This is a genomic window from Rhodoferax sp. (assembly GCF_014859475.1).
Classification (GTDB): domain Bacteria; phylum Pseudomonadota; class Gammaproteobacteria; order Burkholderiales; family Burkholderiaceae_C; genus Rhodoferax.
This window is the reverse complement of sequence record NZ_JACUUE010000073.1, coordinates 1-11677: the sequence shown is the minus strand read 5'-3', so window position 1 is coordinate 11677 and position 11677 is coordinate 1. Positions and strand designations below refer to the sequence as shown.

The 11677-nt window shown below is 61.3% G+C and carries 13 protein-coding genes and 2 riboswitches; of the genes, 2 read left to right on the top strand and 11 right to left on the bottom strand.

What is annotated here, in order from left to right; genetic code table 11:
• On the top strand, positions 1-149 hold a 149-nt coding region (locus IBX54_RS08260), incomplete at its 5' end, for an undecaprenyl-diphosphate phosphatase (protein WP_367141820.1).
• Between the two features lie 8 nt (positions 150-157).
• Here IBX54_RS08260 and IBX54_RS08255 read toward each other — a convergent pair.
• The 8 genes from IBX54_RS08255 to IBX54_RS08220 form a co-directional block, all read right to left on the bottom strand.
• Complete coding sequence (locus IBX54_RS08255; protein WP_296542189.1) at positions 158-988, bottom strand: alpha/beta hydrolase; 831 nt, start codon at positions 986-988, stop codon at positions 158-160.
• Between the two features lie 29 nt (positions 989-1017).
• Positions 1018-1845 (bottom strand): proteasome-type protease, encoded by an 828-nt coding sequence (locus tag IBX54_RS08250; protein ID WP_296542188.1) that lies wholly within the window; start codon positions 1843-1845, stop codon positions 1018-1020.
• 30 nt (positions 1846-1875) lie between these two features.
• Positions 1876-3186 (bottom strand): condensation domain-containing protein, encoded by a 1311-nt coding sequence (locus tag IBX54_RS08245; RefSeq protein WP_296542187.1) that lies wholly within the window; start codon positions 3184-3186, stop codon positions 1876-1878.
• Entirely contained in the window at positions 3183-6053 is a 2871-nt protein-coding gene (gene gcvP / locus IBX54_RS08240; RefSeq protein WP_296542186.1) for an aminomethyl-transferring glycine dehydrogenase, read from the bottom strand. The genes IBX54_RS08245 and gcvP overlap by 4 nt, the downstream gene beginning before the upstream one ends.
• A 272-nt stretch (positions 6054-6325) precedes the next feature.
• Positions 6326-6700 (bottom strand): glycine cleavage system protein GcvH, encoded by a 375-nt coding sequence (gene gcvH, locus IBX54_RS08235; RefSeq protein ID WP_296542185.1) that lies wholly within the window; start codon positions 6698-6700, stop codon positions 6326-6328.
• A gap of 47 nt (positions 6701-6747) precedes the next feature.
• Positions 6748-7896, bottom strand: coding sequence for a glycine cleavage system aminomethyltransferase GcvT (gcvT, locus tag IBX54_RS08230; protein WP_296542184.1), 1149 nt, complete (start codon positions 7894-7896; stop codon positions 6748-6750).
• Positions 7897-7960: 64 nt separating this feature from the next.
• A riboswitch (glycine riboswitch) is annotated at positions 7961-8096 on the bottom strand.
• A gap of 21 nt (positions 8097-8117) precedes the next feature.
• Positions 8118-8222, bottom strand: a riboswitch (glycine riboswitch).
• 3 nt (positions 8223-8225) lie between these two features.
• Positions 8226-8408 carry a type II toxin-antitoxin system VapC family toxin gene (locus IBX54_RS08225; RefSeq protein ID WP_296542183.1) on the bottom strand — a complete coding sequence of 61 codons (183 nt, stop codon included), beginning with the start codon at positions 8406-8408 and terminating at the stop codon, positions 8226-8228.
• Positions 8409-8445: 37 nt separating this feature from the next.
• Positions 8446-8622 carry a hypothetical protein gene (locus IBX54_RS08220; protein WP_296542182.1) on the bottom strand — a complete coding sequence of 59 codons (177 nt, stop codon included), beginning with the start codon at positions 8620-8622 and terminating at the stop codon, positions 8446-8448.
• A gap of 186 nt (positions 8623-8808) precedes the next feature.
• On the opposite strand from IBX54_RS08220, the gene IBX54_RS08215 reads away from it, so the two are divergent.
• Positions 8809-10125, top strand: coding sequence for a DUF1015 domain-containing protein (locus IBX54_RS08215; protein ID WP_296542181.1), 1317 nt, complete (start codon positions 8809-8811; stop codon positions 10123-10125).
• Between the two features lie 65 nt (positions 10126-10190).
• Here IBX54_RS08215 and IBX54_RS08210 read toward each other — a convergent pair whose 3' ends face one another.
• The 3 genes from IBX54_RS08210 to IBX54_RS08200 all read right to left on the bottom strand — a co-directional run bounded on the left by IBX54_RS08210 (position 10191) and on the right by IBX54_RS08200 (position 11555).
• The gene (locus tag IBX54_RS08210) at positions 10191-10703 is read right to left on the bottom strand and encodes a GNAT family N-acetyltransferase (RefSeq protein ID WP_296542180.1); all 513 of its coding nucleotides are present in this window, start codon (positions 10701-10703) and stop codon (positions 10191-10193) included.
• Positions 10704-10707: 4 nt separating this feature from the next.
• Positions 10708-11004, bottom strand: coding sequence for a DUF1778 domain-containing protein (locus IBX54_RS08205; RefSeq protein WP_296542179.1), 297 nt, complete (start codon positions 11002-11004; stop codon positions 10708-10710).
• Between the two features lie 272 nt (positions 11005-11276).
• Positions 11277-11555, bottom strand: a complete 279-nt coding sequence (locus IBX54_RS08200) for a type II toxin-antitoxin system YafQ family toxin (protein WP_296542190.1) — start codon at positions 11553-11555, stop codon at positions 11277-11279.
• Positions 11556-11677: the final 122 nt, after the last annotated feature.

Genomic DNA, 11677 nt, shown 5'->3' with positions numbered 1-11677 from the left:
TGTCGTTCTTTAGCGCCTGGCTGTGCATCCGCTGGCTGCTGCGCTTTATTTCCACGCACAGCTTTGTCGGTTTCGCCTACTACCGCATTGTCTTTGGCATCGTGGTGCTGGCCACCGCCTGGAGCGGCACGGTGAACTGGTCGGCCTGAAGGCAGCCCTACCCGAGGTTTTGCAGATTGAGCAAAGCTGCCTCGATGGCCGCCGCCGTCACCAGTGGTTTTTCCATCGGAAACAGGTGGCTGCCGTCGAGCATCATGAGACGGCCCTGCGTGACGCGCCGAGTCAATTCGAGCCCGACCTGTCGCATTTCGGACGAGCGCGTGCCGCCAATGAACGCCACCGGGCATTTAACCGGGTGCCGCTTGATCAGCGCTTCGAGATTGCTGGGCAGAGTGTTATAGATGGCAGTTTCAATGTCGCGGTTGAAGCTCAGGACACGCTGGGTGTTTCCGTTGACCGTCTCGTCGTGCGTGCCGTGGGCAATGTAGTCTTCGAGCACTTGCGGGTGCCATTTGGCGAAAGCCCTTTTGCTTTTGAAATGGGCCAGCGCGGCCTCAAAGTTGGGCCAGTACTGGCGGCGCTTGCGGCTGAGCTTTCCCGGCGACACCGATCCTACCAATTGGGTGCGTTTGGCCAGGCCCAGCGCCTGCGCGCGCCAGCCGCCCACCAGGGGCGCGTCGAGCAACAGCACACCGCGCACCAGATTGGGCGCCTGGCTGGCTGCCATCAAGCTCAAAAAGCCGCCCAGCGAATGACCTGCCAGAAAAACGGGCGCACCGGCATTGTCCACCCGCTGTCGGGTAAAGTCGATCAACTGCTGCACCAGATGCGGCCAGTTGTTGCTGACCGGGTAACGTGGGTCGTGGCCATATTTGTCAATGGCAGCCACGTCAAAGCGGCGTGCTTTCAAGGCCTCGAACAGCACGCCGTAAGTGGCTGCGCCGAAGCTGTTGGCGTGGGAAAAAACGAGGGGCGTTACGGTGCGCATCGTGATCAGTTGCGGACAGAGCAAAGGAATTAAATTAATTTTTCTTGCGGCGAGCTGATTTTTTTCAGCACCTGGCTGCGGCTGGCGGGCTGCATCAGCGGCACGGCGGTTTGCTCGCCGTTCCACATCGGGTCTTCGATGCTGTCAAACACCTCGCGCAGCTTGGCGCCCCAGCTGTTGCGCATCATCTTGAAGTAGGGGTTGTGCTCATCAATGCACACCACCTTGTCGGTCTGGAACTGGTTGGCTTCATAGACCACCATGTCCAGCGGCAGACCCACCGACAGATTGGCTTTGAGGGTCGAGTCCATCGACACCAGCGCGCACTTGGCGGCTTCGTTGAGCGGCGTTTGCGGCGTGATCACACGGTCCAAAACAGGCTTGCCGTATTTGGATTCGCCAACCTGGAAATACGGCGTCTCGGGCGTGGCCTCGATGAAGTTGCCGGCCGAGTACAGCTGGAACAGGCGCATGCCTTCGCCCTTGATCTGGCCGCCAAAAATCAGTGACACATTGAAATCGACCCCGGCCAGTTTGAGCGCGGCGGCGTCGCGCTCGTACACATGGCGAATGGCCGCACCCAGCACGCGCGCCGCGTCGAACATGCTTTTGGCGTTCCAGATCGTGATGCCCTCATCCTCGTCGTGGTCCTTGAGTTTTTCAACCTGCAAGATTTCGCGCACCGACTGCGAAATGCTCAGGTTACCGGCCGACAGCAGCACCATGAAGCGGTCGTCAGGCTTTTCGTAAACGATCATCTTGCGAAAGGTGCTGATCTGGTCCAGACCGGCGTTGGTGCGTGAATCGGACAAAAAAACCAGTCCGGCGTTGAGTTTGATGGCGACGCAATAAGTCATGGAATCAAAGTTGAATGGAGGTGGCCGAGTTTAATGGGTCGATAAGAGGTGCCGGATGTGCTGCGCCAGGGCCTGGGCGTCGGACTCGGTGATCCGGGCGGCATCGAAACCCACGTTGAGCACCAACTGGTCCTGGTAGCTGCTGGCTGCGGTGAACAGCGTCTGGTAGGGCATGGGGCACAGCGCAAATGAGATGGCTTCGACCGCAGGGTCTTCGGCCACGGTGGCAATGGCGCCCACATTGCTGACCATGGTGTTGGGCAGCGAGGCCAGTGTTTTTTGTCTGAAGGCGTCGAGCCGTTCCGGCAGCACCGGCGTGCCGTCGAGCCCGAACAGATGGTACAAAAGATGGCCTTCACCGCGCGCAATCTGCAGCCGGGTCTGGGTGACGATGTCGCGCGCGAGTTGCCAAAAATCTGTGTCGGCACTGACCGAGAAAGTGGCAGAAATCAATGACACGAACAAGCCGGTGGGCGATGCCGGTGGCGCCGGGTCCAAATGCGCTCGCATGTCCACCGGGCAGGACAGAAAAAATGTGCTGGCTTCGGTGTCTGCCTGCAACTGGCGCTGCGCCAGCAGTTGCGCCGCGCACAAGGCGCCGTGCACGGTGGTGCCGTGCGCGCGCGCTGCACCGAGCAGACGCCCGGTGAGCGCTGGCGCAAAGCTCAGGCGGATAAAGCGGGGTGTTCTGCCCGTGGCTTCGCTGGCCAACCAGGCAATGGCGGGCAGCGGGCCGTGGCGGCGGTAGTCGGTGATCAGCGTGCCTCTGAGCTGCTTGGCTGGGTCCGGCTGCTCGGCCCAGCGAAAACGGGGCGGGTGCAGGTCGGCCATGGCGGGCAGGGCGAGCGGGCCGACGAGCGGCGCTGGTTTGGCCTGTGTGGCCATCACAGCCAGCATTCGGCGCAGCAGCGCGGTACCGGCGCGGCCGTCGGCAATGGCGTGGTGAAAACATAGCGCCAGCACCGAGCGCTCGGGCATTGCCAGATAGAGGCAGCGCATCAACGGCGCGGTCTCAATCTCAAACGGCTCGGAGAGTTGTTGCTCGATGCAGCCTTGCCAGTTGTCGGCCGTCACGCTGTGGCAGCGCAGTTCGACCGCCGCGCCAGGCGCCTGAGTGAAGCACAGGCCGTTTTCCTGGCTCCAGTGGATGCTGGCTTGCAGCAACAAATTTTCCTGTTGCAGCAGATCGAGCGCAGCGCGCAGGCGCTCGGGCTCAAGATGCCCGCGGCGCTCGGCAAAAACCACAAAGTTCATGCAGGACACCTGGTCCGACATGTAAAAGAACGATTCGCCCGGGTCCAGCGGGCGAATGATCGGCACGGCCGATACGGACGCGCTCACGCCAGCGGTACGCAACTGCAGAACAGGTTGCGGTCGCCGTGGACGTTATCGATGCGCCCCACCGGCACCCAGTATTTGGACTGCTTCAAGCTGGGCACCGGGAACGCTGCCAGCTCCCTGCTGTAGGGTCGGTCCCAGCTTTCCACCAGCAGCGTGGCGGCCGTGTGCGGCGCGTGGCTTAGCGGGTTGTTGCCCTGCGGCCAGACGCCTTGCTCGACCTTGGCAATCTCGCCGCGGATGGCGATCATGGCATCAATGAAGCGGTCAAGCTCGTCAAGCGTTTCGCTCTCGGTGGGCTCGACCATGAGCGTGCCGGGCACCGGAAAGCTCAGCGTGGGCGCATGAAAACCGTAGTCCATCAGGCGCTTGGTCACGTCTTCGGCGGTGATACCGTGGGCGCCGCCACTGCTTTCCTTCAAGGGGCGCAGGTCAAGAATGCACTCGTGCGCGACACGCCCGGGCTTACCGGCTTCAGAGACGCTGGTGTAGAGCGTGGGGTAATGCGCTTGCAGGCGCACGCTGATGTAGTTGGCGCTCAGGATGGCAACCTCGGTGGCGGCCTTCAGGCCGGATGCGCCCATCATGCGGCAGTACATCCAGCTGATCGGCAGCACGGCCGCATTGCCCAAAGGCGCAGCGGATACCGCGCCAACACCATCGCCTGGCAAATACGGCACCAAGTCGGCCACCACACAAACGGGGCCAACACCCGGGCCGCCGCCGCCGTGCGGGATGCAGAAGGTCTTGTGCAGGTTCAGGTGGCTCACGTCGCCGCCGAATTCGCCGGGTGCGGCCAGGCCGACCAGCGCGTTCATGTTGGCACCATCGACATAAACCCGCCCGCCGTGGCTGTGCACCAGGGCGCAAAGTTCCTTGACGCTGGTCTCGAACACGCCGTGCGTGCTGGGGTAGGTGATCATCATGGCGCCCAGATTGGCGCTGTACTGCTCGCACTTGGTCTTGAGGTCGGCCATATCGACATTGCCGTTGGCATCACACGCCGTGACCACCACTTTGAAGCCGGCCATGGTGGCGCTGGCGGGGTTGGTGCCGTGCGCGCTGCTCGGGATCAGGCAGATGTTGCGCTGGCCCTCGCCGCGCGCTGCATGAAAACCGCGGATGGCCATCATGCCGGCGTATTCGCCCTGGCTGCCGGCGTTGGGTTGCAGGCTGATGCCGGCGTAACCGGTGGCCTCGCAGAGCCAGGCGCGCAATTGCGCGTCCAACTCGGCGTAACCCGCGCGTTGGTCTTCGGGGCAGTAGGGGTGGATGTTGGCAAACTCGGGCCAGGTGATGGGCATCATCTCGCTGGTGGCGTTGAGTTTCATGGTGCAACTGCCCAGCGGGATCATGCTGCGGTCCAGCGCCAAGTCGAAATCGGACAGGCGGCGGATGTAGCGCAGCATGCCGGTCTCACTGTGGTGGGTGTTGAACACCGGGTGCGTCAGGTAACTGCTGGTGCGCAACAGGGCAGCGGGCAACAGGCTGGCCGTGGCTTGTTCAAAGTCAGCCACTTGGGGCAGGGTCTGGCCGGGCTTGGCGAAGAAGCCCCAGAGTTGTTCGACCTCCAAGCGGGTGGTGGTCTCGTCGAGCGACACGCCCAAAGCGTTGCTGGAGGCCTGGCGCAGGTTGGCACCGGCGGCGCGCGCCTTGGCGGCGATGGCTGCGGTGGCGTCACCCGTGCTCACGGTGAGCGTGTCAAAGGCAGCATCGTTGACCAGCGTGTAGCCCAGCGTCTTCAAGCCCGCAGCCAGCACGGCGGTCAGCGTGGCCACGCGCTGCGCGATGCGTTTCAAACCAAGCGGGCCGTGATAGACCGCGTACATGCTGGCAATCACCGCCGGCAGCACCTGCGCGGTGCAGATGTTGGAGGTGGCCTTTTCGCGGCGGATGTGCTGTTCGCGCGTTTGCAGCGCCAGCCGGTAGGCCGGGTTGCCGTGGCTATCGACACTGACCCCCACCAGCCGGCCGGGCATGGTGCGCTTGTGCTCGTCGCGGCAGGCCATGTAGGCGGCGTGCGGGCCGCCGTTGCCCATCGGCATGCCAAAGCGCTGCGTGGTGCCCACGGCAATGTCGGCACCGAGTTCACCTGGCGAGGTCAACAGCGTGAGCGCCAGCAGGTCGGCCGCCATGATGACAAGGCCGCCGCGAGCCTTGACAGCCGCAATCAGCGCGCGGTCATCACGCACCACACCGCTGGTGCCAGGGTATTGCAGCAACACGGCAAAACTGTCTTGCGCCAATTCGTCGCTGTTGTGGCACAGCTTGACGCTAATGCCCAGCGGCTCAGCGCGCGTCTGGATCACGGCCAGGGTTTGTGGCAGCACCTCGGCATCGACCAGGAAGGTGGTCGATTTGGACTTGCTGGCGCGCATGGCCATGGTCATGGCCTCGGCGGCGGCGGTGGCTTCGTCGAGCATCGAGGCATTGGCCATGGGCAGGCCGGTGAGGTCCATCACCATGGTCTGAAAGTTGACCAGCGCCTCCATGCGGCCCTGGCTGATCTCGGCCTGGTAGGGGGTGTAGGCGGTGTACCAGGCGGGGTTTTCCAGGATGTTGCGCAGGATCACGCCGGGCGTGTGGGTGCCGTAGTAGCCCTGGCCGATGTAGCTTTTGAGCACCTTGTTCTTGCCCGCCATGGCTTTCAGTTCGGCCAGCGCGGCGGCCTCGGTGATGGGTGCAGGGATGGCCATGGGCTGGCTGCGGGCGATGCTGGCCGGGACGATTTCATTCATGAGTGCCGCGCGCGACGCCGCCGCCACGGTGTTCAGCATGATGGCTTCGTCGGCCGCGTCGATGCCGATGTGGCGCGCAATGAATTCGCAGGAGTTTTCCAGTTCGACGAGGGATGGGGAGGGCGTGGACATGGTGAGACCCGTAAGTGATGTAAAAGAAAAAAGGATCAGTGGCAGCCAAGCTTTGCGTCATTGCGAGCGAAGCGTGGCAATCCATGAATTCCTGGATTGCCGCGTCGCTGCGCTCTTTTCCATGAACAGCCCCGTCATTGCGAACGCAGTGAAGCAATCCATGGCCCCGGACTGCATAGACTGCCGCGCTACGCTCGCAGTGACGGCCCCCTTATTCAAGGTCCGTGTGCGGTATCGGGCCTGATTCGGAGAGGCTCGCAATGGCGATACGCTCAGTGTGCGTCAGCCGAGTAGGTGGTGTAGCTGGTCTCATCCATCAGCGCGTCCAGGTCAGCCGGGTTGGCCAGTTTGACCTTGAAGAACCAGCCGGTGCCCAGCGGGTCGGAATTGGCCAGCGAGGGGTCGTCGCGCAGGGCCTCGTTGACCTCGGTGACCTCGCCATTGGCGGGCATATAGACGTCGGCAGCGGCTTTGACCGACTCAACAACGGCGGCAGCGTCTTTGGCGGCGTAGGCTTTGCCCACTTCGGGCAGGTCAACAAACACCACATCGCCCAGGGCGTCTTGCGCGTGGTGGGTGATGCCGACGGTGGCGGTGTCGCCGTCAATCTTGATCCATTCGTGGTCGGGGGTGTATTTGATCGTCATGGTGATTCTCTGAAAAATGAAATGGGAAAGTGAGGGTGAAAAAGAGCTTAACCGCGGAAATAGTGGGTGGGCACAAACGGCGTGGCGACCACTTCCATGGCGACCGGTTTGCCGCGCACCATGGCGTTGAGCTGGCTGCCCAGGGCGGCCAGGTTTGGCGGTACGTAAGCCATTGCAATGGGTTGGTCGATGGTTGGGCCGAGCAGGCCGCTGGTGACTTCGCCGATGCGCTCACCGGCCAGGTTTTGCAGCTCAACATGCTCGCGCACCGGCACACGCGTCAGCGCTTTCAGCCCGACGCGCTTGCGCGTGACCGAATCCGGTTCGCCCGCCAACTGCGCCAGAATTCTGTCGGCACCCGGAAAGCCACCGGCGCGGGCACCACCGGCACGGCGTACCTTCTGGATGGCCCATTGCAGTCCAGCCTCGACCGGCGTGGTGGTGCTGTCGATGTCGTTGCCATAAAGCGGCAGCCCGGCTTCGAGGCGCAAGGAGTTGCGCGCGCCCAGACCAATCGGCTTGACTTCAGGCTGTGCCAGCAGGGCCTGGGCCAGCGCCGTGGCTTGTGAAGCGTGCACCGAAATTTCAAAGCCGTCCTCACCGGTGTAGCCACTGCGGGTCAGGAACACGTCGATCTTTTGCGCACCCGTGTCAACGGTGAAGCTGCCACCGGTCATGAATACCAGTTTTTCGACGCCCGGCGCCAGGCGCGACAGGGCGATCACGGCTTGCGGGCCTTGCAATGCCAGCAGGGCAAATTCGGGCATCGGGATGACCTGGCAACGACTGCCGATTTTGGCCTGAATGTGCGCAATGTCGCCCACCTTGCAGGCGCCGTTGACGATCACAAACAGCTCGTTGGCACTTTTTTTGAAAAACATCAAGTCGTCAATGATGCCACCCGCGTCGTTGAGCAGCAGGCCGTAGCGCTGTTTGCCCACGCCCAGGTCAATCACATCGACCGGAATCAGGCTCTCAAAGGCCGCTGCGGCATCCGGCCCCACCAGGCGCAACTGGCCCATGTGCGACACATCGAACAGACCGGCTGCGCTGCGGGTGTGTTTGTGCTCGGCCATCAGGCCTTCGGGGTATTGCACCGGCATGCTGTAGCCGGCAAAAGGCACCATGCGGGCGCCCAGGGCAATGTGTAAATCGTTCAGGGGGACTTTGAGCAGGTCGTCAGGCGTGGCGGACATCGGGACTCCAATAGAGCAGGGGGCAAATCAAATTCCAGGGCCTGACGCGGTGTCAATGCCATGGACTGCCCCCGCTGTCCGCTTTACCTGAGAGATTCGCCGTTACCGGGCACGCAGGGCGCGCAGGATTCGGGTTGCTCCTTCGGTGGATTCGCATCAGCGCCAAGCGCCAATATGAACCTCTCTCCAGTGGGGATACGCTACAGAGTCTGGCGACGCCGTGACGGTTGTCAGTCCTTTTGCCTGAGCGTTCAAACGGCTGCGATCAGCCACTCTGCGCCTTCGGCGGCCCGCCTCAAGGGCAGGCTCTCTCCTGACGGATGCGGATTCTACATGGGGTTCAGGGTATTGATGCCAAGGGCAGTGGCTGCGGCATTGCGCTGTTTGTCAAAGCAAGCAAACGTCAGGGTGTTGCCGGCCTGACTGTGTGCGCGTTGGGCGCTGGCGAGTTGCAGGCTGTCGTAGGCGCGCAGACCGAAGCTCAGGGCGAGTTCGCCGGCTGTGATGATCAACGCGTGGTCAATAGCAAGTTTGCTGTATCGATCCCATTCATTGCGCAATCGCCTCTTCATCAGTCAATTCGCGCGGGGGCGGAGTCACGGGTGCGGGTGCCACCAGTTCAGCCACCACTTTTCGGTGCGAGGTGATTTGCACGCGCTGCCCGGAGCGCATCAGGGCAATGGCGCGCGCCGGGTTGGCTTTGAGCTCGCGGATGGAGACTTGCATGGTCTTGCTTTTCAAATAGGCCCACATGCTAGCAGCGTGCTGAAAATTGTGGTCTCAAACAAGCCCGTCAGTTAACGGACTTGTTTGGGTGCATGAGTTGCCGGCCACGGATTTCAAACGCCCGATCTTGGTCAACAATCGACACCTTTGAAAACTCGATTCACTTGGCAAGGCGAAAGTGCAACCATGACAATATTCAGCGACATTGGCATCCAGATTCCGCAGGTCTATTTGCCCAAACCCGGCATCGACCTGCAAAAGTGGGCGGTGATTGCCTGCGACCAATTCACGGCAGAGCCGCAGTACTGGCACCAGCTTGAACAACAGGTGGGCGCGGCGCCCTCGACGCTCAAGCTGATCTTTCCGGAGGTGTACCTTGGCAAGCCGGGGGCCGATGAGCGCATTGCCGCGATTGGTCAGACCATGACAGATTACCTGAACGATGGCGTGCTGCTACCGTTTGAGGGCATGGTTTTTGTGGAGCGCAGCGTGGCTGGCATTACCCGGCGCGGCCTGATGCTGTGCCTGGACCTTGAGGCTTATGACTACCGCGCGGGCTCAGTCAGCCTGATCCGCGCCACCGAGGGCACCATTGTTGACCGCCTGCCGCCGCGCGTCAAAATCCGGGAGCAGGCGGCGCTGGAGCTGCCGCACATTCTGGTGCTGATCGATGACCCGGACCACACCGTGATTGAACCGCTGACCGCCGCCAAGGCCGAATTTGCGCCGCTGTACGAGGTTGAGCTGATGCAAGGCGGCGGCCACCTGGCCGGCTATGCCGTCACCGATGCGGCGCAGCAGCGCGTGGTGGCAGCGCTGCGGGCGCTGGCACAACCAGAGCGCTTTGCCGCCCGTTATGGTGTGGGCCCCGAGCAGCCGGTGCTGCTGTTTGCCATGGGCGACGGCAACCATTCGCTGGCCACGGCCAAGGCGATCTGGGAGAAAAACAAGGCGCGCTTCGGGCTGGATCATCCCAGCCGCTACGCGTTGGTCGAAGTTGAAAACGTGCACGACGAGGCACTGCAATTCGAGGCCATCCACCGCGTGCTGTTCGGCCTGAAAAAAGACCTGCTGCTTGAAATGAAGACTGCCTTTGGCACCGGTTTCAGCTATACCGCCATGCCGTCCGTCCAAGCCATGCAGGCGCGCGTGGATGGTGCCTTGGGTGCCAGCCACGCCATCGGTTTGATCGGCGGCGGGCAGGGCTTTGGCGTGCTTGAAGTGGCGCAACCGGCATCGAACCTGCCGGTCGGTACGCTGCAAAATTTTCTTGATGGGTTTATGCAGCAGGGTGGCGCTGAATCAATCGATTACGTGCATGGCGCAGACGTGCTGGCGCGCCTGGCCCACCAGCCGGGCAACGCTGGCTTTTACCTGGCCGGCATGCACAAATCCGACCTGTTCAAAACCGTGATCCTGGAGGGCGCTTTGCCGCGCAAGACGTTTTCGCTGGGGCAGGCGCACGAGAAGCGCTACTACATGGAAGCGCGCAGGATTAGGTAGCTGCGCGATTGCTTGGGTGACCGCCATGCGGCGCAAGCAGTAGTGCGACACGGTGACAACGAAAGCTAATCGAAAAGTGTCGCGATGGTCAGCATCGGCAAAAACAACCTACTGCTCGACCGGTTCAAGGGTATGAAACCAAAGTGCTGATAAAAATCTGCTGCTGATGCATTTTTGGCATCAACCACAACAGCCATGGCTGCAATACTAGCGGCCGCTTGCAGACTGCGGTGCAGTGCATCCATGAGCAAGAACTGCCCCATCCCTTGACCTTTGAGTCCTTGATCGACGGCCAATCGTCCCAGTAGCGTGACGGGCAATTGTGGATAGCGAGGAAGTTTGCGCGCTAAATCTGGCGGTACTTCATCGGCATGGATGGTTGACGCTGACAGGGTGAAGTAGCCCAACACTTGATAGGCTGGCGGCTGGACCAGCGCAAATACAGCGGCGACGCGCTTTTCGCTGTCCTGGCGAGCCTGGTTCTTGAGATAACGCTCAAGCGCCGGGCTACCGCAGGTGAAGTTCTGACGCTCGTGCTCTTTTTGTAGCGCAAGCACTCGCCAAGAGGTCGTGAGCACAGTTTTAAGCGCTTAACAGGGTGCGGTACTGTAGGGCAGCTTGACGCAGGCGAGCATTGGGTTCTGGTGGATTGAGCAGGGTCTGGACGAACCGAATCTGGTCTTCGCGCTCAAGCCGAATGGTTTCATGCGCTTCGATAATTCGGTTCGCAGCGTCTTGGGCACTGGCGACCACAAACTCACTCAAGCTTCGAGCGGAGAGCATCGCAGCCTGCTGAAACAGCGCTTTTTGTTCGTGGCTAATGCGCGCCTCAAGCCGTGAGCTTCTGGCCTTGATGGGAGAGCTGGTATTGATTGGCATGGTCTTCATCCTTATTGAAAAATGCTCAAATAGCAGATAAGCCGAGTGTACGCCAATCATCCGTACATCATGCGCAACAAGGCATCGACAAATTCTTCCCTTCAAGGGCCGCTTGCAAGCAAGTCAAGTGAGAAAAGATGCGACTCCCTCGGGCATCTAGCCCAATACCACGAAGGGCTTTTGACTGGATTTGAACAGAGCAACCGGTAGGCTGCCAATCGTGGCTGACAGCAACGGGTCTTTGCCGCCTGACGCACTCGATTTATAGATCGTCAAATGCCGAAAAGCTCAGAATGCGTGCCGGAGCGAACAAGGTTGATCCAGTTGGCATCAAGCTGGTAGATCCGCAGGAAGTCACCAACGATGTGACACTCACTGTAATCTGCCCACTCACGCTTCAGGCTGTAATCCAGCCATTCCGGGCCAAGCAGGGCATCATTGGCAATAAGCAACATCATGGCCACCTTGAGCCGCACCATGTCAAAACGTCCAGAGCAAGACGAGCGTTGCCAATCTTTCAGAAACGCCTTGGTAAAGTCGGCACCCTGCAGCCAGGTCGCTCGTTTACTGGTTGCTGTTTTTTTTCAAGATCAGCAAAGAGTTCGTCGGCAGAGGCGAAGCGGGTGTGGCGTGCGGCGTTTGGCGTGCGGCCATCATGGCGCGCGACGCTTCC